At 69.4% G+C, this 21701-nt stretch carries 17 protein-coding genes; 5 read left to right on the forward strand and 12 right to left on the reverse strand.

All coding sequences use genetic code 11. The features are described from left to right. Window positions 1-132: 132 nt before the first annotated feature. The 10 genes from AC5P9C_RS11460 to baeS form a co-directional block, all read right to left on the reverse strand. Window positions 133-1431: a DUF58 domain-containing protein gene (locus tag AC5P9C_RS11460; protein ID WP_414615193.1), complete on the reverse strand. Its 1299-nt coding sequence runs from the start codon at window positions 1429-1431 to the stop codon at window positions 133-135. Continuing rightward, the gene (locus AC5P9C_RS11465) at window positions 1428-2414 is read right to left on the reverse strand and encodes an AAA family ATPase (RefSeq protein WP_049465272.1); all 987 of its coding nucleotides are present in this window, start codon (window positions 2412-2414) and stop codon (window positions 1428-1430) included. Before AC5P9C_RS11465 ends, AC5P9C_RS11460 begins: the two co-directional genes overlap by 4 nt. Further along, the gene (locus tag AC5P9C_RS11470; RefSeq protein WP_343543254.1) at window positions 2411-3595 is read right to left on the reverse strand and encodes a DUF4350 domain-containing protein; all 1185 of its coding nucleotides are present in this window, start codon (window positions 3593-3595) and stop codon (window positions 2411-2413) included. The genes AC5P9C_RS11465 and AC5P9C_RS11470 overlap by 4 nt, the downstream gene beginning before the upstream one ends. Then, the gene (locus AC5P9C_RS11475) at window positions 3592-5208 is read right to left on the reverse strand and encodes a DUF4129 domain-containing protein (RefSeq protein WP_164688533.1); all 1617 of its coding nucleotides are present in this window, start codon (window positions 5206-5208) and stop codon (window positions 3592-3594) included. The genes AC5P9C_RS11470 and AC5P9C_RS11475 overlap by 4 nt, the downstream gene beginning before the upstream one ends. Beyond that, on the reverse strand, window positions 5198-6190 hold the full coding sequence (locus AC5P9C_RS11480; RefSeq protein WP_312558451.1) for a stage II sporulation protein M: 993 nt from the start codon (window positions 6188-6190) through the stop codon (window positions 5198-5200). Before AC5P9C_RS11480 ends, AC5P9C_RS11475 begins: the two co-directional genes overlap by 11 nt. Further along, window positions 6187-6876 (reverse strand): RDD family protein, encoded by a 690-nt coding sequence (locus AC5P9C_RS11485; protein ID WP_049465276.1) that lies wholly within the window; start codon window positions 6874-6876, stop codon window positions 6187-6189. Before AC5P9C_RS11485 ends, AC5P9C_RS11480 begins: the two co-directional genes overlap by 4 nt. 124 nt (window positions 6877-7000) lie before the next feature. Beyond that, the gene (locus tag AC5P9C_RS11490) at window positions 7001-7531 is read right to left on the reverse strand and encodes a gamma carbonic anhydrase family protein (protein WP_343543256.1); all 531 of its coding nucleotides are present in this window, start codon (window positions 7529-7531) and stop codon (window positions 7001-7003) included. A gap of 157 nt (window positions 7532-7688) precedes the next feature. After that, the gene (locus AC5P9C_RS11495) at window positions 7689-8510 is read right to left on the reverse strand and encodes a nucleotidyltransferase domain-containing protein (protein WP_150827977.1); all 822 of its coding nucleotides are present in this window, start codon (window positions 8508-8510) and stop codon (window positions 7689-7691) included. 134 nt (window positions 8511-8644) lie between these two features. Continuing rightward, window positions 8645-9334, reverse strand: coding sequence for a response regulator (locus AC5P9C_RS11500; RefSeq protein ID WP_049465282.1), 690 nt, complete (start codon window positions 9332-9334; stop codon window positions 8645-8647). Then, on the reverse strand, window positions 9331-10722 hold the full coding sequence (gene baeS / locus AC5P9C_RS11505; RefSeq protein WP_150827976.1) for a sensor histidine kinase efflux regulator BaeS: 1392 nt from the start codon (window positions 10720-10722) through the stop codon (window positions 9331-9333). The genes AC5P9C_RS11500 and baeS overlap by 4 nt, the downstream gene beginning before the upstream one ends. A gap of 128 nt (window positions 10723-10850) precedes the next feature. On the opposite strand from baeS, the gene smeA reads away from it, so the two are divergent. From smeA to smeC, 3 genes are read left to right on the forward strand one after another with little or no spacing between them, the layout of a single operon-like run. Next, on the forward strand, window positions 10851-12047 hold the full coding sequence (gene smeA, locus AC5P9C_RS11510) for a multidrug efflux RND transporter periplasmic adaptor subunit SmeA (RefSeq protein ID WP_414615191.1): 1197 nt from the start codon (window positions 10851-10853) through the stop codon (window positions 12045-12047). 12 nt (window positions 12048-12059) lie between these two features. After that, window positions 12060-15209 (forward strand): multidrug efflux RND transporter permease subunit SmeB, encoded by a 3150-nt coding sequence (smeB, locus tag AC5P9C_RS11515; protein ID WP_343540740.1) that lies wholly within the window; start codon window positions 12060-12062, stop codon window positions 15207-15209. Next, window positions 15206-16621 (forward strand): multidrug efflux transporter outer membrane subunit SmeC, encoded by a 1416-nt coding sequence (gene smeC, locus AC5P9C_RS11520; protein WP_343540743.1) that lies wholly within the window; start codon window positions 15206-15208, stop codon window positions 16619-16621. The genes smeB and smeC overlap by 4 nt, the downstream gene beginning before the upstream one ends. A gap of 155 nt (window positions 16622-16776) precedes the next feature. Here smeC and mnmG read toward each other — a convergent pair whose 3' ends face one another. Beyond that, entirely contained in the window at window positions 16777-18666 is a 1890-nt protein-coding gene (mnmG, locus tag AC5P9C_RS11525; protein WP_049460939.1) for a tRNA uridine-5-carboxymethylaminomethyl(34) synthesis enzyme MnmG, read from the reverse strand. 587 nt (window positions 18667-19253) lie between these two features. After that, window positions 19254-19751, reverse strand: coding sequence for a hypothetical protein (locus AC5P9C_RS11530; RefSeq protein ID WP_057493944.1), 498 nt, complete (start codon window positions 19749-19751; stop codon window positions 19254-19256). A 160-nt stretch (window positions 19752-19911) separates the two neighbouring features. Here AC5P9C_RS11530 and AC5P9C_RS11535 point away from each other — a divergent pair, with 160 nt between their 5' ends. Both AC5P9C_RS11535 and AC5P9C_RS11540 read left to right on the forward strand, forming a co-directional pair. Continuing rightward, a complete protein-coding gene (locus AC5P9C_RS11535; RefSeq protein WP_057493943.1) occupies window positions 19912-20874 on the forward strand; it encodes a pyridoxal-phosphate dependent enzyme in 963 nt (320 codons plus the stop codon). Continuing rightward, window positions 20859-21503 carry a YdcF family protein gene (locus tag AC5P9C_RS11540; RefSeq protein WP_057493981.1) on the forward strand — a complete coding sequence of 215 codons (645 nt, stop codon included), beginning with the start codon at window positions 20859-20861 and terminating at the stop codon, window positions 21501-21503. The genes AC5P9C_RS11535 and AC5P9C_RS11540 overlap by 16 nt, the downstream gene beginning before the upstream one ends. The last annotated feature ends 198 nt before the right edge of the window (window positions 21504-21701 follow it).

The following is a 21701-nucleotide window of genomic DNA, read 5'->3' on the forward strand; positions in this document are numbered from 1 at the left end:
CCGTCGGCCGGCAACTGTTTTTGGTAGATGCCGACCTTGGTCGGCGCTGTGGGTTCCGTGCCAACCAAGGTTGGCACCCACCAACGAGATGCGTCGGTAGCGCCGGGCCATGCCCGGCGGCGGCAACTCCGGTCAGAGCAGCCCTTCACGCTTCACCGCCAGGTAGCGCTCCACCAGCGCGCCGGGCAGGGCGTCGGCGGTCACGTCCAGCACCATCACCTTCTCGCTGCGCAGTGCCTCGTGCGCCTTCGCGCGCTGCTGCAGGTACAGCGCGGCGGCACCGGCCTGGGTGGCGTCTTCCAGGGTCTGCACGTCACCCTCCAGTGCGCCGTCCAGTTCGCGCTCGCGCAGGCTGGCCACGCACACCAGGTGGCGTTGCTGCAGCAGGCGCACCGCGGCCAGCAGGTCTTCGATGTCCTCGTCGCGCACGTTGCTGACCAGCATCACCAGCGCACGCCGGCGCTGGCGCAGCGATACCTCGGTGGCGGCGCCCAGGTAGTCGGTGGCCACCGCGCGTGGCTGCAGGTCGTAGCTGGCGCGCAGCAGGTGCTCGACCGTGCCCATGCCACGCTGCGGCGCCACCCAGCGGCGTTCGCCCCCGGCAGCGTACAGGCCGGCAGCGTCGCCCTGGCGCAGCGCCAGGTAAGCCACCACCAGCGAGGCGTTCAATGCGTGGTCGAAGTGCGAGAGCCCGCCTTCGCTGGCCAGCATGCGCCGGCCACTGTCCAGCATCAGCAGCAGCTGCTGGTTCTTCTCGTCCTGGTACTCGCGCGAAATCAGCTTGCGCGCACGTGCGGTGGCCTTCCAGTCCAGCTGGCGCAGGCTGTCGCCGATGCGGTACTCGCGCATCTGGTGGAAGTCGGTGCCTTCGCCACGGCGGCGCTTCACGTGCGCACCGACCAGCCGCGAGGCCTGGTCGGCACTGAACAATGCGAAGCGGGTGAGCGGCACGAAGTTCGGATAGACCCGCACCTCCAGCGCAGGCGGCAGCGTGCGTTGCTGCCACCACAGGCGCCACGGCGAACGCATGCGCAGGTGCACCCCCTCGAAGCGGAAGTGCCCACGCTGCAGCGGCTGCAGGTGGTAATGCAGGGTGGACGCCGTACCGGCCTGCAGGCGCACGCGCTGCGGCAGCGATTCCAGCGGCCAGCCGCCGGGCGCCAGGTCGAACACCTGCACCGTCATCGATTGCTCGGCCTGCAGACGCAACGCCGCCTCGCGGCGCACGCCCAGTGCCAGCGCTTCGGGCAGCTCGCGTTGCACCTGCGGCGATGCACGCCGCCACTGCCGCCACAGGTCCCACAGGGCGGGCAACGCGATGGCCACGGCTGCCAGTGCCCAGCTCCAGCGCGGCAGCCATCCGCCCAGCACCAGCCCGCCCAGGGCGGCCCAGGCCAGCAGCAGCGCCAGCAGCAGCGGGGCCGGCCTCATCGGCGCGGCGCTTCCACCTTGGCCAGCAGCGCGCCCAGCACGTCGTCGGCGCCCTGGCCCTCGATCTGCAGTTCCGGCGCCAGTGCGATGCGATGGCGCAACGCGGGGCGGGCGATATCGCGCACGTCGTCCGGCGTGACGAAGTCGCGGCCGGCCAGCACGGCCTGTGCGCGCGAGGCACGCACCAGCGCGATGCTGCCGCGCGGGCCAGCGCCGACGGCGATGCCCGGCCACTGCCTCGTGGCCGCCACGATCCGCACCGCGTAGTCGATCACTTCGTCATCGACGGTGATCGCCGCAGTGGCACGCTGCAGTTCCAGCAGCTCGCCGGCACCGAGCACACGCGGCACCTGGCTCAGGTCGAAATCGCTGGCAGCGCGGCCGCTGGTGATCGCGGTCACCATGCGCTTCTCGTCCTCCAGCTGCGGGTAGTCGATCAGCACCTTCAGCAGGAAGCGGTCCAGCTGTGCTTCCGGCAGCGGGTAGGTGCCTTCCTGCTCCAGCGGGTTCTGCGTGGCCAGCGCCATGAAGGGCGGCGCCAGGGTGAAGGCCTTGCCCTCGATGGTCACCTGGCCTTCCTGCATCACTTCCAGCAGGGCCGACTGGGTCTTGGCCGGGGCACGGTTGATCTCGTCGGCCAGCAGCAGGTTGGTGAACACCGGGCCGCGCCGGATCTTGAAGCTCTCGCTCTTCGGGTCGTACACCGCGTGGCCACTGACGTCGCTGGGCATCAGGTCGGGGGTGAACTGCACGCGCCCGTAGTCCAGCTCCAGGGCCTGTGCCAGTGCGCGCACCAGCAGGGTCTTGCCCAGCCCGGGCACGCCCTCGATCAGCACGTGGCCACCGGCCAGCAGCGCCACCAGGATCTGGTCCAGTACATCGGCCTGGCCGATGAAGGCGTGTCCAACGGCGGTGCGGATGGCATCGACGCGTTCGATCAGGCGGGCGTTGGCGGCCGCCGGCAGCTCGGGGACTTCGGTCATAGCAGGGATCTCATCTGGAGCAGCAAGCGGATGCGCTCGCGCAGGGCGGAGGAATCGTGCGGTGGCGGGGGCGTGAGCGCGCTGGCAACACGGCCTTGCGGCCATTTCAGCAGTTCGGCGATGGCCTGATCGCGTGGCGCACCGTCCAGTGCAGCGGCTACCGGTGCGCGCAGCCGCAGGCGATGCAGGAACAGGGCACGCACGGCGTCGTACAGGCGCGTGCCGTGGCCGAAGCGCAGCAGCAGCTCGCCACTGGCACGCACGTGTTCCAGCAGCGAGCGGCGTTCCAGCACCGGCGACGGCAGCAGGCTGCCGAAGCGTTGCGAGCGGGCCCACAACCAGCCCAGCAGGGCCAGCAGCAGCGGCGCCCACAGCGGCCAGCCCTGGTAGAACAGGCGCGCCCACAGCGACGGCGGGCGGCTGGCATAGACCAGCCAGAATGCACCCTTGCCGTAATTCGGGTCGAGCAGGTAACGGGTCAGGTCGCGGTGCGAGAGATCGTGCAGGCCGTCGCTGGCCTTGCCCGCAGCCGACGCCAGGCGTGCCGCCGGCGACTCCACCTCGCCGCGCATGAATTCCATGTCGGCCAGCACGCTCACCTTGCCCTGGCCATGGTGCAGCCGTGCGAACACCAGGCCGTGCTCGTTGCCCCAGCGCCGTTCAGCCCGCGCACTGGCGGCAAAACCCAGCGTGAAGCGACGGCCGCCGCAGAACTCGACGTGGCTGGGATCATCGATGACGTGGAATGGCTGGCAGTGGCTGCGCTGGTACAGGCTGTCCACGCCCAGCTGGTCCAGCAGGGGGCCCTGCGTGCTGCTGGCGTCGTCCTCGGCCGGTGGTGGCGTGCGCACCAGCAGATGGCCACCGCCATCCACCCAGTCCAGCAGCGCTCTGGCCGTGGGTGCCGGCAGCTCGCTGCTGTCCTGCAGCAGCACCACCGTATCGTGCTGGCCCAGTGCCATCTGCTGCAGCTCCAGCCGGGGGCGCGAGTGCACCTCGATGCCATCGGCGCGCAGTGCCTGGCCCAGCACGTACAGCGGGTTGTAGCCGGCCTCGCCCTGCGGCGGCAGCTGCACGGTCTCGGTGACCCGCTCATGCGTGCGCAGGTAGAGGATCGTCAGCGGTACGCCGAACAGCACCAGCGCGCCCAGCAGCAGCGACCAGAACAGGCGCGGGCTCATGCCAGCCACCTGTACTGCTGGCGCAGCGTGTCGGCCAACGCATCGAAATCGGCGCGGCTGGGCAGGCGGCCACCGTAGGCGGCGTACTGCCACATGCGCACGATGCGCGCGAACAGGTCACGGTCGGTGGCGTCGGGCATGCGCCGCGAGGCGCGAAGGCATTGCGCTTCGGTGGCGCCGGGGGGAAGCGCGATGCCGCTGCGCTCGCCCACCGTGCGCACGCTGGCGCGGTACAGCAGGGCCAGCGCCTGCCGCGGCCGGCCCTGGTCCCACAGCAGCCCGGCCTGGGTCGCCACGTCCGGCGGCAGCACGACCGGCAGCTCCACCTGTTCCTCCACCACCTGCGGTGCAGCCTCGGCCTTGCGCCGGCCACTGCCGCGCAGCCACGGCAGCCACAGCCGCGCGGTCAACAGCAGGACCAGCAGCAGCACGCCGAGCAGGCCCCACAGGCCCCATTCGGCCAGGCGCGCCAGCCAGGCGATGCCGGCCTTGCGGTTGCTGCGCTCACCGGTGTCGCTGCGTTCGCGCTGCAGCGTCTTCTCTTCCTTCTTTTTGTCCTCGGCCTGTTCGATCGGCTTCCAGCGCGTAACCTGGCGGGTCGGGCGCTGCAGCGGATCTTCATAGGCGCGGTTCACCGCCTGGCGGAAACCGGCGGTATCCACCGGCGCCGCGCCGAAGATCACGGTGGGCGTGTTGGCCGGGTCGTTCTCCGCGGTGGCCGGTTCTTCCGCACTGTCGTCGTTCTCTTCGGCATCGTCGGGCTGCGCAGCGACCGTCTGCGCGTCCTGCGCGTGCGCGGGCGCGCAGGCCAGCGGCAGCGCAAGGCAGAGCAGCAGGGCCAGCGTCGATGCCGACGGCAGCAAACGCTCGCGCAGGCGGCGCAGGGCGATCTCCACGTCCCAGGCTTCCATCTGCGTGCGCCGGTTCAAGTACAGGCCGAACCCGGCGCCGACGTAGAACGGACCGATCAGCACCGAGGCCAGCCAGCACGCCAGGTTGAAGCCCAGCTGCGCCCAGGTCGGCGTGTCCTGGCCGATCATGTCCCATGCGGCCCGCCACGATTCGGACATCAGCTCCAGTGGCATGAACATGAACACCGCGCCGATCGCACCGGACACCAGCACCGCTTCAAACGCCATGCAGGCCACGGTCAGCACGGCAGCGGCACCCGCCGCGCCAGCGGCCACGGCACGGCGGCGTGCGCCGCGCTGGGCCGGCGCATTGCCCTCCAGCAGGTTCACCGGCAGGCACAGGCTGCGCAGCACGCTGAAGCGGCGCCAGCCCAGGTAGCCCCAGAAGCCGGCGTTGCCCCAGCGGCGCTGCGCGCGCAGCGCCGACAGCGTTCCCACCGGCTCGCCGAAGATGCCACGCGACAGCACGTACAGCGGCGCCCGTTCGAACAGCGGCTTGCACCACCACATCGCCAGCCACGCCCAGCCGAATGCATCCAGCCACCAGCCCAGCGCGTTGAAGACCACGAACAGCGGCGCACTGGCCAGCAGCCAGCTGCCCCACACCGCGCGTGCGTGGCGGCGCGACAGGGCACTGCCCAGCTCCATCGCTTCCCAGCCACTGCGCGCGCGCAGCACCACGTCCAGGCGGTCAATGCGCATGGCCGCCTCCGCGCCCGCCGCGCCACAGCCACAGCAGCACACCGGCCCACAGCACGCCGGCCACGCTGAACTTGCCCCACGCCGGCACTTCGGCAATCGACGACCAGAACGCTTCGATGAACGCAGCCACCAGCAGCATGAACGCCACGCCCAGGCACAGGCGGGCACCGATGCGGCCGCCCTCGACCAGCGCGTCCAGGCGGCTGCGCCGGCCGGGGGCCAGCAGTTTCATGCCCAGCTGCAGTCCGGCACCGCCGGCGATCACGATCGCGGTCAGCTCGAAGGCCCCATGGCCTGCGACGAAGCGCCAGAACGGATCGCCATGGCCGATGTGCTGCAGGTGGCCGGCCACCGAACCGATGATCACGCCGTTGAACAGCAGCACCAGCAGCGTGCCCAGCCCGGCCAGCAGGCCGCTGGCGAAGGTGCGCAGGGCGATGCTGATGTTGTTGAGGATGTAGTGGCCGAACATCATCCAGTCGGTCCCGCTGTCACGCCCGAGGCGCTCGGCGGCGGGATCGTACATGCGCTCCATCTCGGCGATCTGGCGGTTGTCCATCACGATGTGGATCAGGTCCGGGTAGACCTGCACCAGCACGAAGCAGGCCACCGCCGGCAGCGCGAACATCGCCAGCGCCACCCACATGCTGCGCGCCTGGCTGCGCACCAGCAGCGGGAAGTCGGCCACCAGGAATTCCAGCGCACCGCGCCAGCGCGTCGGCGGCGTGCGGTACAGCACGCTGTGGCCCTGCTGCATCAGCTGCTGCAGGCGCTGCACCAGCTGCGGGCTGTAGCCGCGCTCGCGGGCCAGCGCCAGCTGCTGGCACAGGCGCCGGTAGCGCTGCGGGAACGCGCTGTCGTCCAGGGCCAGCTCGCTGCGCTGGCGGCGCTTGCGGCGCGAAGCGCCGGCCCGCAGCAGCAGCCAGTGCTCCAGGTCCTGCCATTCCTGCTGGTAGCGGGCGACGAACTGTTCCTGCTTCATCGCCGCCCCAGCAACCAGTTGGCCATGGCATACAGGCGCAGCACGCCGACCTGGCCATGGGTGCCGGTCAGGGGTTCGGCAATGCCGGCCAGTTCCTGCTGGCGTGCCGACGACAGCCGTGGTGCGCGCTCGGCGAAGGCCATCAGCGCGGCCTGTTCCTCCGGCCGCAGTGGCTGTGGCGGCGCCAGCGCGCTGTCGATGGTCGGCGGCGGCGGCAGGTACAGTACCGGTGCATGCACCACCACGGTGCCGGCGACCAGGTCGCCGAGGCGACGGCCATGCGGATCGAACAGGCTGCTGACCAGGCCCAGCGCGTAGCCGAATGGCAGCATGTCCACGGTGCGCAGCAGGTTGCGGGTGATGGCGGCCATCCAGCCCACCGGCGCGCCGTCGCGCGCGAGCACGCGCAGGCCCAGTGCGCGCTTGCCCAGGGTGCGGCCCCACCGCGCTTCGCAGACGATCGGGTAGGCCCAGTAGACCAGGAACATCAGCACCAGGCCGAGCCCGGAGCCGAACGTGTCCAGCAGCGCCAGCGGGATCGACATCAGCACCAGCACCGCGATGCGCACGCCCAGATCGATCAGCCAGGCCATCGCCCGCGGCACCGGGCCGGCCGCCGGCAGCTGCAGCGGCACACCCTCCGGCGTCACCACCTCGCGGTAGGTATCGAGCATCGGTGCGGCCATCAGCGCGATGGCCTTCGTTGTGGGCGCCGGAGTCCTCTCCGGCAGGCAGCCACAGGCATGGGGGGTCTCGACAGGTCCTGGTCGGGCCCAGACTTTAGCAGAGCCGCATGGCGGCGTTGGCGGCTCAGCCCAGGTATTCGTCCTTCAGCCGCACGTAGTGGTCGGCCGAGTAGTGCAGCGACTCGATCTCCTTGTCGCTCAGCGTGCGCGCCGGGCGTGCCGGGTTGCCCACCCACAGCTCGCCTTCGCCGACCACCTTGCCCGGGCCGACCACCGCACCGGCGCCGACGAAGCCATGGCGCTCGACCCGGGCGCCGTCGAGGATGCAGGCGCCCATGCCGATCAGGCTGTAATCACCGATGCTGCAGGCATGGATGATGCAGCCATGGCCGACGGTCACGCCTTCACCGATCAGGGTCGGGTAGCCGGCCTTGTTGTAGGGACTGTGGTGGCTGACGTGGATGATGGTGCCGTCCTGCACGTTGGTGCGTGCACCGATGCGCACGAAATTGACGTCGCCGCGGATGACCGTGCCCGGCCACACCGACACGTCCTCGGCCAGTTCCACGTCGCCGATGACGGTGCAGGCCGGATCGATGTACACGCGCTCGCCGAGGACGGGCATCTTGTCGCGGAAGGGGCGCAGCGGGTTCATCGGTTTCTCCGGAAATCAGGGCGTTCGCACCGATGATACCTGCGTGGTCCGCACACCGCGTGGTAGTGCCGGCCGCTGGCCGGCAACCGCAGAAATCCAGATGCGCCCATGAGGTTGCCGGCCAGCGGCCGGCACTACCAGACGCAGGCGCGGTCGCCTATGCAGGCGCGTGCTCGGCCAGCATCTGCCGGAACAGTGCGTCCAGCCAGGCGCTGTCGCCCTGTCCGGCGGGCAACGATGGCGCCTGTGCTGCGCGGGCAGCCAGCTCGCCCTCGATGAAGTCGCTGATCGCTGCAATGCGCGGTCCCGCGGCGACCTCAGCGCTGGCGCGCTTGACCACCAGCAGGGCATCGATCGCTTCACGCACCGGGCCCTCCGGCAGCCGCCGGTCCAGCAGATCCTCGAAGGCCATCGGCGGTGGCGTCTGCTCGTGCTCGATCCACTGGCAGGCCAGCAGCGGGCGCAGCACATACAGGTACTTCTTGGTGCGCACCGTATCACCACGCAGGTAACCGCGATGATTCGAGCGCGCCATGTTGAAGTAGTGCCACCACGTGCCCAGCGGCGAATAGAAGGCCTTTGCTGCCTCCCACAGCTGCGCCACGGCGGCGTCGTCCTGCCGGTACACGATCGGCGAGCGCAGCCACTCGATCAGCGTCGGGTTGGACTTTGAAACCAGTCGCAGCGCCTTGCGCAGATCCCAGCCGCTGACATCGAGCGCATCGTCGATCGGCAGCTCGATCACGTCCCGCTGCGCATCGCCGGGGCCGGTGCTCTCGTTGACGGTGAGATACCACGGCTGGCGATGCACGTAGATGAAGCGTGCATCGTAGTCGCTATCCGGCGACGAGAAGCCCCAGCCACGGCTGCCGGACTCGCACGCCAGCAGAACGCGCACGTCGTGGCGCTGTTCGATGTCGGCGAGGCTGGAAAGAATGGCGGCGCGCTTGTCCGGCGCGATCGGGTGGATGTCGTCCATGCAGTCGTGATCCGTTGATGTCGAGCGTGCTCGACTGTAACGCAGTTGCGCACCGGTAGTGCCGCCCGCTGGCCGGCAACCTCATGGGCGCACCTTGAATTCTGCGGTTGCCGGCCAGCGGCCGGCACTACCGGCTAGGGTTCGTAGCTGTAACCCATCCCGTACACCGAGCGGATCGGTTCGCCTTCCATGCCAGCGTCGGCCAGCTTGCGGCGCAGGTTGCGTACATGGCTGTCGACGGTACGGTCGACCACCACGCGATGATCCAGGTACAGGCGGTCGAGCAGCTCATCGCGCGCCCAGATCCGGCCTGGCGTGGCCAACAGGGTGCGCAGCAGGCGGTACTCCACCGGCGTCAGGTCCAGGCCCCTGCCGTTCCAGGTGGCGCGCGCCGCCGGTTCGTCGATGTGCAGCCCGCTGTTGGCGCGTGCAGCCGGGTCCGGACGGTAGCGGCGCAGCACCGCCACCACCCGCGCCACCACTTCGCGCGGGCTGAAGGGCTTGCAGATGTAATCGTCGGCGCCGATGTCCAGGCCCAGCAGGCGGTCGATCTCTTCCACCCGCGCAGTGACCATGATCACCGGCACATCGCTGCTGGCGCGCAGTTCGCGGCACAGGTCCACGCCATCACGCTGCGGCAGCATCAGGTCCAGCAGCACCAGATCGGGTTGGTAGCGCGCGAATGCGTCGATCACCTGGCTGCCATCGTCCACCCATTCGCTGGTCATGCCGGCGGCCGCCAGGTAGTCGCGCAGCACCGAGGCCAGGCGTGGCTCATCCTCGACGATCAGGATCTTCGCGGACGCGGCGGGGGACAGGCTCATGCGGACTCCGGCAGGGTGACGACCACGCGCAGCCCGCCCAGCGGCGAGGGCTCGGCGTGGATATGGCCGTGGTGGGCGAGGATGATGTTGTGGCTGATGGCCAGGCCCAGCCCGCTGCCGCCGCTGGCGCGGTTGCGCGAACTCTCCACGCGGTAGAAGCGCTCGAACAGCAGCGCGCACTTGTCGGCCGGTACGCCCGGCGCGGTGTCTTCCACGATCAGCTGCACGCCGGCGGGCACGCGCGCAGCCTGCACGCGCACGCGGCCGCCGGCATGGGTGTAGCGCAGCGCGTTTTCCAGCAGGTTGGCCAGCACCTGCTGCAGCCGCCGCTCGTCGCCGGAGACCTGCAGCGGCGCGTCCGGCAGATCCTCCTCCAGCGCCAGCCCCGCTGTGGAGAAGCGCACTCGCATGCCATTGAGCTCGCTGCGCAGCAGCGCCGCCACGTCCAGCGGGGCGAAGCGGTAGGCCAGGCCGCCGGACTGGGTCATCGACAGGTCGTGCAGGTCGTCGATCAGCTTGCCCAGCTGGCGGATCTCGCCCTGCAGGGCACCGAGGTTGGCGCGGTCCAGCGGGCGGATGCCGTCCTCGATGGCTTCCAGTTCGGCACGCACCACCGCCAGCGGCGTGCGCAGTTCGTGCGAGATATCGGCGATGAAGGCACGGCGGTTGCGTTCGGTATCATCCAGCGCCTGCGCCATCCGGTTGAAGTCGTTGACCAGGGCGTCCAGCTCGTCATCGCTGGTGCGCTCGATGCGGGTGGCGTAGTCGCCGGCAGCGAGCCGATGGGTGGCTGCGGCCAGCTTGGCCAGGCGTTGCCGGAGCGCGCGCGATACCAGCCAGGCCAGCAGCACCGTCACCAGCAGCAGCGCGATGCCGATCACCCACCACGCACGCATCTGGGTGTTGTAGAAATTCAGGTCATTGGTGGCGATCACGGTCTGGAACGGCACCATGCCCAGCCAGCCGACCGTGTGCCCATCGACCTGCACGGCGTGCGGCTCGTCGTCGCTGGTCGCGTCCGGGTTGCCGGCCACGAACCGATGCTGTGCATCGAACAGGCCCAGGCGGGAGGGAACGCCGGTCTGGTCGGACAGCGGCGGCACGGGCCCCTCGTGCCCATGGGCCAGATCCGGGCGCAGCAGCCGCGCCCAGCGGTCACTGTCACCGCGCAGATGCTCCCAGCCGCCGTGCGTGCGGTACTCGCGCTGCAGGTGTGGCATCACGCGCTGCATGCGCAGATCGCCCTGGTCGTTGAGGTAGTCCAGGAAGCCGGTCTGGAATGCCACGCGGCTGGCAATACCGTTCACTGCCAGCACCAGCAGGCAGGCGGTGAAGATCGCGAGGAAGGTCTTCGCGGTCAGGCCGAATTTGAGTCGTATCTTCGCCATCGCCGGGCCATTAGCGGCGCATGCGGCGCCGAAAGCAAGCGCCCGCTGAGCCGGTCGCACAATCTCCATATTCTCTGCACACTTTCACGGCAGCGTGCACGGGTCAACGCAAGGCCCCACGCCCCCCCATGTCATTCCTGCGCCCGCTGTCCCGCTCCCCCCGTCCGCTGATGTTGCCCCTGCTGCTGGCCCTGGCGGCCTGCTCGGCGGGCCGGACCGAACCTCCGGCTGCTCCCGAAGTGGGCGTCATCACCGCCCGCGCGCAGCCGCTGTCACTGCAGCAGACCCTGCCCGGCCGTGCGGTGCCGTTCGAGCTGTCCGAGGTGCGGCCGCAGGTCGGCGGACTGGTCCGCCAGCGGTTGTTCACCGAAGGCCAGCAGGTCAAGGCCGGCCAGCTGCTGTACCAGATCGATCCGGCGCCGTACCAGGCTGCGTTCGATACCGCCCGTGGCCAACTGGCGCAGGCCGAGGCCAGCGTGCTGTCGGCCCAGCCCAAGGCCGAGCGCACCCGCGCGCTGCTGGGCATGGATGCGGCCAGCAAGCAGGATGCCGACGATGCCACCTCGGCGCTGAAGCAGGCGCAGGCCAACGTGATTGCTGCGCGCGCTGCACTGCAGGCCGCCCGCATCAACCTCGACTACACCCGGGTGACCGCACCGATCGACGGCCGCATCGGTACCTCCAGCGTCACCGCCGGCGCGCTGGTTGCCGCCAGCCAGGATGCCGCGCTGGCGACCATTCAACGGTTGGACCCGGTCTATCTGGACGTGACCCAGTCCAGCACGCAGATGCTGGCGCTGCGCAAGCAGCTCGATGCCGGCCTGGTGAAGGCCATCGACGGCAAGGCCCAGGTGAAGGTGCTGCTGGAGGACGGCAGCAGCTATGCCCATGAAGGCACGCTGGAGTTCGTCGGCAGCGCGGTCGATCCGGGCACCGGCAACGTGGTGCTGCGCGCGGTCATTCCGAACCCGGAGGGCCTGCTGCTGCCGGGCATGTACCTGAAGGCGGTGCTGCCGATGGCCACCGATGCGCGCGCTTTGCTGGTGCCGCAGAAGGCGGTGCTGCGCAATGAGCGCGGCGAGCCGCTGCTGCGCCTGCTCGATGCCAGGGACCACGTGGTCGAGCGCCGGGTCAGCACCGGCCAGGTGGTGGGCAACCAGTGGCAGATCACCCAGGGCCTGAAGGCCGGCGAGCGGGTGATCGTCAGCAACGGCAGTGCGGTATCGCTGGGCCAGCAGGTGAAGCCGGTGGCCGCCACCACGGCGCAGCTGGCGGCGATGCCGGCGGTCGACCCGAACGGCAACACCGACGAAAAGTCGCACTGAGGCCTGCCGCGCATGGTTCGTTTCTTCATCGACCGGCCGATCTTCGCCTGGGTGATCGCCATCGCGGTCAGCCTGCTCGGCCTGCTCGCGATCCTGATCCTGCCGGTGGACCGCTACCCGCAGATCGCCCCGCCCACCATCACCATCCGCGCCACCTACACCGGCGCCTCGTCGCAGACCGTGGAAAACGCGGTCACCCAGGTCATCGAGCAGTCCCAGCAGAGCCTGGACCACCTGATGTACATGACCTCGACCAGTGCCTCCGATGGCTCGGCGCAGGTCAACCTGGTCTTCGCCACCGGCACCAACCCGGACACCGCGCAGGTGCAGGTGCAGAACCAGCTGCAGGCCGCGATGGCCACGCTGCCGCAGGCGGTGCAGCAGAACGGCCTGACCATCACCAAGTCCAGTGGCTCGATCTTCGAGGTGCTGTCGTTCACCAGCGAAGACGGCAGCATGGACAACTTCGATGTCGCCAACTTCATGGAGGCGCGCATCGATGACCAGATCAGCCGTGTCAGCGGCGTCGGCAACATCCAGCCGATCGGCCAGGAATACGCCATGCGCATCTGGCTGGACCCGGAGAAGATGCGGCAGTACGCACTGATGCCGTCGGACATCGAGACCGCCCTGCAGGCGCAGAACACCGACGTATCGGCCGGTGAGCTGGGTGGCCAGCCGGCACTGAAGGGCCAACAGCTGGACGCCACGGTCACCGCACGCAGCCGCCTGCACACCCCCGAGCAGTTCGCGCAGGTAGTGCTCAAGGCCGATGCCAATGGCAGCGTGGTGCACCTGGGCGACGTGGCGACGATCGGCCTGGGGCCGGAAAGCTACGACAGCATCAGCACGTTCAACGGCAAGCCGTCGGCCTCGCTGGGCATCGAGCTCAATGCCGGTGCCAACGCCATCGCCGTGTCCAAGGCCGTCGAGGCACGGCTGCAGCAGCTGCAGAAGTACTGGCCGCACGGCTACACCTACCACGTGGCATTCACCACCACGCCGTTCGTGACCATCTCGCTGAAGGAAGTGGTGATCACCCTGATCGAGGCGATCGCGCTGGTCGTGCTGGTGATGTACCTGTTCCTGCAGAACTGGCGGGCCACGCTGATCCCGACCATCGCGGTGCCGGTGGTGCTGCTGGGCACGTTCGGCGTGCTGGCCGCCTTCGGCTATTCGATCAATACCCTGACCATGTTCGCGCTGGTGCTGGCCATCGGCCTGCTGGTGGACGACGCCATCGTGGTGGTGGAGAACGTGGAGCGGGTGATGACCTTCGAAGGGCTGGCACCGAAGCCGGCCACGCTGAAGGCGATGGGCCAGATCACCGGCGCGCTGGTCGGCATCGTGCTGGTGCTGACCGCGGTGTTCTTGCCGATGGCGTTCTTCAGCGGTGTCACCGGCGTGATCTATCGCCAGTTCTCGGTGACGATCGCCGCCGCGATGATCCTGTCGGTGCTGGTGGCGATGACCATCACCCCGGCGCTGTGCGGCAGCATCCTGCACCCGATTCCCAAGGGCGGCCATCCGCATGGCGACCCCGCTGGCGAACCCAGCCTGCTGGGCAAGTTCTTCATCTGGTTCAACCATCGCTTCGAGCGCACCTCCAACGGCCTGCGCCATCGCGTCGACCGCTTCCTCGGCCGGCGCACGCTGGGCGTCCTGTTCTATCTGGTGCTGAGCGTGGCCACCGGCCTGCTGCTGTGGCACCTGCCGGGCGCGTTCCTGCCCGATGAAGACCAGGGCATGCTCAACGCGTTGGTGAAGCTGCCGGCCGGGTCCACGCTGGAGCAGACCCGTGCCGTGATGGACCGCCTCAGTGCGGCGGCAGTGCAGGACGACAGCGTGCTGTCGATCCAGGCCACCGCCGGTTTCAGTGTGACCGGCAGCGGCCAGAACGTGGGCCAGGCGTTCATCCGCCTGAAGGACTGGGACGACCGCAAGGATGACGCCGACACCATTGCCGCACGACTCACCCGGGCCATGGCCAGTGTGCCCGATGCGCAGGTGTTCATCACCTCGCCACCGGCGATCCTCGGCCTGGGCGATGCTGGCGGTTTCACCCTGGAACTGCAGGACGAAGGCGGTGCCGGCCATGCCGCCGCCGTGGCCGCGCGCAACACACTGCTGAAGAAGGCCGCCAGCGACCCGAAGCTGGTCAACGTGCGCTACGCCAGCCTGGAAGACGCGCCGGTGTATGCGGTGAAGGTGGACGACGCCAAGGCGCAGGCGATGGGCGTGAATCCGCAGGACATCAACGACACCTTGAACGCAGCGCTGGGTGGCGACTTCGTCAACAACTTCATCTACAAGGGCCGCATCAAGAAGGTGTTCATCCAGGGCACGGCCGAAGCCCGCATGCAGCCGCAGGACATCGAGCGCTGGAGCGTGCGCAACCAGGCTGGGCAGATGGTGCCGCTGTCGTCGCTGGTCAGCGCGCACTGGACCAGTGCCCCGGCCGCATTGCAACGCTACAACGGCGTCTCGGCGATGGAGATCACCGGCCAGCCGGCACCGGGCGTCAGTTCCGGCGAGGCGATGGCCGAGATCGCGCGCCTGGCCGACACGCTGCCGGAAGGCTTCAGCCATGCCTGGTCGGACATGGCCTACCAGGAACAGCTGTCGGGCAACCAGGCGCCGATGCTGTACGCCATCTCGCTGCTGTTCGTGTTCCTGTGCCTGGCCGCGCTGTATGAAAGCTGGGCGGTGCCGTTCGCGGTGATGCTGGCGGTGCCGGTGGGCGTGTTCGGCGCCGTGCTGATGATGAACCTGCGTGGCCTCAACAACGACGTGTACTTCCAGGTCGGCCTGCTGACCACGATTGGCCTGGCAGCGAAGAACGGCATCCTGATCGTCGAGTTCGCGCGCATCCTCGAACAGCAGGGCAGGAACACCCGCGACGCAATCCTGCAGGCGGTCTACCTGCGGCTGCGGCCGATCGTGATGACCTCGCTGGCGTTCCTGATGGGCGTGTTGCCGCTGGTGTTCGCCACCGGCGCCGGTTCGGCCGCGCGCCGTTCGCTGGGCACGGGCGTGGCCGGCGGTACGGTCGCCTCGATGGTGCTGGGCATGTTCTTCGTGCCGTTGTTCTACCTGCTGGTGCGCCGCCTGTTCCCGGGCCGCGCGCCGGCCGACCCCACTGCCCCGGAGGCAAGCCCATGAAGCCGATGCTGCTGCGCGCCCTGGCGGCCGCAACGATGACCACCGTGCTGGGCGGCTGCGTGAGCATGGCCCCGCACTACCAGCGTCCCGAGGCACCGGTGCCGGCGCAGTTCGGCAATGCCGCTACCGGCGCGGCCGAACCGGTACTGGCGATGCCGGCCTGGCGCGACCTGTTCCTGGAACCGCGCCTGCAGCAGGTCATCGCGCTGGCGCTGCAGAACAACCGCGACCTGCGCGTGGCGGTGCTGCAGGTGGAGAAGGAACGCGCGCAGTACCGCATCCAGCGCGCGGCGCTGCTGCCGTCGGTGGACGCCAGCGGCAGCGTCACCCGTGCGCGGGTGAGTGATGCCAACAGCGAAACCGGCGCTACCCAGGTGACCGAATCCGATGCCGTGCAGGTGGGGATCAGCAGTTGGGAGCTGGACCTGTTCGGGCGCATCCGCAGCCTGAAGGACGAGGCCCTGCAGAACTGGCTGGCCAGCGCCGAGAACCAGCGTGCCGCGCGCACCAGCCTGGTGGCTGAAGTGGCCACGGCCTGGCTGGCGCTGGCGGCCGACGAACAGTCGCTGGCGTTCACCCGGCAGACCCTGGACAGCCAGCAGCAGACCCTGCAGCGCACCGAAGCCCGCCATGCCCAGGGCCTGGCCTCCGGCCTGGACCTGTCGCAGGTGCAGACCCGCGTGGACGCCGCGCGCGGCGCGCTGGCCAGGCTGCAGGCCCAGCAGGCGCAGGATCGTGATGCGCTGCAGTTGCTGGTGGGCGCGCCGCTGGAGGCGGCACTGCTGCCCGGCGCGCAGGCACTGGACGGCAGCGTGGCGCTGGCACCGCTGCCTGCCAACCTGCCCTCAAGCGTGCTGCTGCAGCGCCCGGACGTGCTGTCGGCCGAGCACGCGTTGCAGGCGGCCAACGCCGATATCGGCGCCGCGCGCGCCGCGTTCTTCCCGACGCTGACGCTGACCGCCAATTACGGCCACAGTTCCACCGCGTTGTCGTCGCTGTTCTCGGCCGGTACCCGCGGCTGGTCGTTCGCGCCCAGCATCACCGCACCGATCTTCCACGCCGGCGCGCTGAAGGCATCGTTGGATGCCTCGAAGATCGGCAGGGACATCGGCATCGCGCAGTACCAGAAGGCGATCCAGCAGGCCTTCACTGAAGTGGCCGATGCCCTGGCCACGCGCGATCACCTGGGCACGCAGATGGAGGCACAACGGGCACTGGTCGCCGCCAGCCAGCGCAGCTACACGCTGGCCGAGGCGCGCTACCGCACCGGGCTGGACGGCTATCTGCAGGCATTGGATGCGCAGCGCAGCCTGTTTGCCGCGCAGCAGGACCTGATCGCGCTGCAGCAGCAGGAAGCGGCAAACCGGGTGACGCTGTTCAAGGTGCTGGGCGGTGGCGCGGACGCACGGTAACGCGCCCGCCAATGTGGGTGTGTCTTCCGCTCCGGTGGGTACCGACCTGGGTCGGCATAAAGGCCTTCATCCACGCATGGCGTGGATCTACCGGGGCGGGAGGCCTTGGTAGGTGCCGACCTTGGTCGGCACCCACCAGAAGCAGGTGCGACCGCTTACGCCACGCGTCCGCGGCGGGCACGCTCCAGGTGCACCAGCAGCAGCGAGATCGCCGCCGGGGTCATGCCCGGGATGCGCTGCGCCTGGCCGATGGTCTGCGGGCGCACGCGCTCCAGTTTCTGCAGCGCTTCGGCCGACAGCCCGCGCACCGTGGCGTAGTCGAAGCCTTCGGCGATCGGCGTGGCTTCATGCCGCTGCTGGCGCTCGATCTCCTCGCGCTGGCGGTCCAGGTAGCCGGCGTACTTCACGCCGATCTCCACCTGCTCGGCCACCTTGGCGTCGGCCACCGCCGGGCCCAGTGACGGCACCTGCATCAGCTGCGCGTAATCCAGTTCGGGGCGCTTGATCAGGTCCAGCACGTTGGTTTCGCGGCTGACCGCCACGCCCAGCGTGTCCTGTACCTCGCGGCCCAGTGCATTGGCCGGGGTCGCCCACAGCGCGCCCAGGCGCGCGCGCTCGGCGGCGACGGCGGCCTGCTTGGTCTCGAACGCGCTCCAGCGGTGATCATCCACCAGGCCCATTTCGCGGCCGGCCGGGGTCAGGCGCTGGTCGGCATTATCCTCGCGCAGCTGCAGGCGGTACTCGGCGCGGCTGGTGAACATGCGGTACGGCTCGTTGGTGCCGTGGGTGATCAGGTCATCCACCAGCACGCCCAGGTACGCCTCGTCGCGGCGCGGGCACCAGCCGTCCAGCCCGCGCACCTGGCGCGCAGCGTTGAGACCGGCCAGCAGGCCCTGCGCAGCGGCCTCTTCGTAGCCGGTGGTGCCGTTGATCTGGCCGGCGAAGAACAGGCCGTTGACCAGCTTGGTTTCCAGCGAGGCCTTCAGCCCGCGCGGATCGAAGAAGTCGTACTCGATCGCGTAGCCCGGGCGGGTGATATGCGCGTTCTCGAAGCCGCGGATGCTGCGCACCATCTCCAGCTGCACGTCGAACGGCAGCGAGGTGGAGATGCCGTTGGGGTAGATCTCGACGATGCCCAGGCCTTCGGGTTCGACGAAGATCTGGTGGCTGGCCTTCTCGGCGAAGCGCACCACCTTGTCCTCGATGGACGGGCAGTAGCGCGGACCGATGCCTTCGATCTGGCCGCTGTACAGTGGCGAGCGGTGCAGCGCGTCGCGGATGATCTGGTGGGTCTGTTCGGTGGTGTGGGTGATCCAGCAGCTGACCTGCTGCGGATGCTCGTCCACCGAGCCGAGGAAGGACATCACCGGGCGCGGCGAATCGCCGGGCTGCTCGTCCATCACGCTGTAGTCCAGCGAACGGCCGTCGATGCGCGGCGGCGTGCCGGTCTTCAGGCGGTCGACCTGGAACGGACGCTCGCGCAGGCGCGCCGCCAGCGTAGTGGCCGGCGGGTCGCCCATGCGGCCGGCGGCGTACTGGGTCGGGCCGACGTGGATCTTGCCGGCCAGGAAGGTGCCAGCGGTCAGCACCACGGCCTCGGCATCGAAGCGCAGGCCGGTCTGGGTGATGACCCCGCGCACGGCGTCGCCTTCGATGACCAGGTCATCGACGGCAGCCTGGAACACGGTCAGGTTGGCCTGGCCTTCAACGATGGCGCGGATCGCCATGCGGTACAGGTTGCGGTCGGCCTGGCAGCGGGTGGCGCGCACGGCCGGGCCCTTGGAGGCGTTGAGGGTGCGCCACTGGATGCCGGCACGGTCGGCGGCATGCGCCATCGCACCACCCAGGGCGTCGATTTCCTTGACCAGGTGGCCCTTGCCGATACCGCCGATGGCCGGGTTGCAGCTCATCGCGCCCACCGTTTCGATGTTGTGGGTCAGCAGCAGGGTGCGCACGCCGGTACGGGCCGCGGCCAGCGCGGCTTCGGTGCCGGCGTGGCCACCGCCGATGACGATGACGTCGTAACGATGGAAGGACGGGTTCATGGGGGCTGTTCAGCTGGGGCGGGCGCGGCCGGGGCCGGCGCAGGGGTGGCGATTTTAGCGCCATTCGGGGCCCGGACGTGGGCGTCGGCCGGCCGGCGCCGAAATCAGCGCTAAAGTTGGCAGGATTTTTGCAGATAACCCAATAGCACCCACCGTGGCTGGCGCCGCAGGCGCCCGTGACCGGAATTGGAACAGGGGCCGGTACAGGCGCACGGTGGGGAAGCAGGGGGCCGGCAGTCGGGGGACTGTCCGGCCCTGTTTTTTCTGGAGGCTGTCCGGAGAGCTCCATCCACGCATGGCGTGGATCTACTGATGACGGGCCTTGGGTGGATCCACGCCATGCGTGGATGCCGTGGCGGCGGCACCAGAACAACGTGCCCCAGAAACAAACGGCCCCGCAGTGCGGGGCCGTCTGTCTTCAGAGGTGCCGACATCCGACAGGGCCGGAACAGGGGGGATCCAGATGTTCCTGTCGGATATCGACGTAGAGCTTTTTGCGGCGGCCCGTGTCGCTTTTGTCACTTTGTGACGCGGGCCGTCACCGGTTCCGTAGAGTGCAACCTGGACCGGGTGAAATGCAAGACGGTTCAGCGCTCAACTGTGCGCTGCGTCCCACGATCCATGTTGCGCCACGGGGAACCGTTCATCCTCGGCGCGCTCGGCGCCGGAGCCGGACGGGCCGGCGGTGGCGGTGCCGACGGCTGGATGTTCGACTGCGGCGGGCGACGCATCGAGTCCATGTTCCGCCACGGCGAACCACCGTTGTACGACGGCCGCGGCGGCGGCGGCGGCGGCGGACGGTTCTCGCCGCCGTTGCCGGGTGGGCGCGGTGGCGGACGGTGGTTGTGCGGCGGGCGGTAGATCGGGCGCGAGTAGTACGGGTTGCCATAGCCGCCGTAGTAGCCGCCATAACCGCCGTAGTAGGGGTAGCCGTAGTTGTAGGGATAACCGGCCGGGTAGCGGTACTCCACCGACGGCGCACCGTGGTAGTAGCCGCCGCTGCGGCCACCGCCGACATAGTCGTAGGTGGTGCAGCCGGTCAGGGCCAGCAGCAGGCCACCGGCAAGCATCAGGCGCGTTTTCATGGTGGGTCCCCCCAGAGGACGGGTTGTGCTGCCAGCTTCGTGCGCAGGCATTGAATCTGCCCTTAACTTCACTGGCCAGGATGAATGGAGGCGAAGGCCCTCATGCTGGCATGACCTGTGCCGGGGTCGCCAGCGCGGGGGCATACGTTAATCTTGCGTCATGAGCGATTCACTGTTGCCCCGTGCCGACGATGTCCTGGCTGCCGCTGCGCGGATCGCGCCGCACGCCAGCGTGACCCCGGTGCTGCGCTCGCGCACGCTCGATGCGCTGGCCGGCGCGCAGCTGGCCTTCAAGGCCGAGCACCTGCAGCGCGGCGGCGCATTCAAGTTCCGCGGCGCCTGCAACGCGGTGTGGTCGCTGGATGCCGATCGCGCCAGTGCCGGCGTGGTTACCCATTCGTCCGGCAACCACGGCGCCGCGCTGGCGCTGGCGGCGCGCACCCGCGGCATTCCGTGCCACGTGGTGGTGCCGGAAGGCGCGGTCGCGGCCAAGCTGGCCAACATTGCCCGCCATGGCGCCACGCTCTGGCGCTGCCCGCCGACCATCGCCGACCGTGAGGCCACCTGCGCCAGAGTGCAGGCCGATACCGGCGCGTCACTGGTCCACCCGTACACCGACCCGGCGGTGATGGCCGGGCAGGGCACCGCGGCCCTGGAGCTGCTGCACAGCGACGGTCCGTTCGACGTGCTGGTAGTCCCGGTCGGAGGGGGCGGCCTGGCCAGCGGTACCGCGCTGGCCCTGCAGCTGGCCAGTCCACAGACCCGGCTGGTGCTGGCCGAACCGGCCGGTGCCGACGACACCGCGCGCTCGCTGGCCGCGGGCGAGCGCCAGGGCGCGTTCGCCCCGGACACGATCTGCGACGGCCTGCGTACCCTGGTCGGCGCGCCCAACTTCGAACTGCTGCGCAACGCCAACGCCGAGGTGATCGTGGTCGATGACGCGGCGACGATGGCCGCGATGCGCCTGCTGTGGGACGTGCTCAAGCAGGTGGTCGAGCCGTCCTCGGCGACCGTGCTGGCCGCCGTGCTGGCGCAACCACAGCGGTTCGCGGGCCTGCGCGTGGGCCTGGTGCTGTCCGGCGGCAACGTCGACCTGCCCGCACTGCGCTGGGGGGCGGCATGAGCCGCGATCGGCACCGCCCCCGCACCGGCCTGCTGGGTTGGCTGTGGCGGCTGTTCGTGGTGCTGGTGATCTGGCTGCTGGGCGTGACCGCCTGGATCGTCTGGGTCGGCGAGCGCGACCAGGCGGCCAAGGCCGACGCCATCATCGTGCTGGGTGCGGCGGCCTATGACGCCAAGCCGTCACCGGTATTCGAGGAGCGCATCCGCCACGGCCTGGACCTGTACGAAGCCCGCTACGCGCCGCTGCTGATCTTCACCGGCGGCTATGGTGGCACCGGCGCGCGCTTTTCCGAGTCGCAGGTGGCGCGGCGCTACGCGCTCAAGCATGGCGTGCCGGACGATGCGATCCTGATCGAGACTGCCTCGCGCAATACCGTGCAGAACCTGGTGGAAGCCAAACGACTGATGGACCAGCGCGACCTGCACCGGGTGATCATCGTCAGCGATCCGCTGCACATGGCGCGCGCGTTGCGGTTGAGCAGGGCGCTGGGCATTGATGCGCTGGCCTCGTCCACGCCCAGCACGCGCTTCCGCAGCTTCCACACCAGCTGGCGCTTCCTGGTGCAGGAGATCTATTTCTTCCACCGCGACCTGGTGCGCCCGCCGCTGAGCTCGCCGGCCAATACCTGAGCGCGGAAGCCTGTTCTGGGCGGGTGTCATGCGGTCGTGCCGGCCGCTGGTCGGCAGAGGTCCACCAGGGAATCATGAGGTGCCGGCCAGCGGCCGGCACTACCGGGCGATCAGCCGCCGACACGGCGCGGATCTGGTGGGTGCCAACCCTGCGTACGGCGTGGCATGTGGTAGTGCCGGCCGCTGGCCGGGAGAGAT

The organism is Stenotrophomonas sp. YJH_SMC_10 (assembly GCF_059371555.1).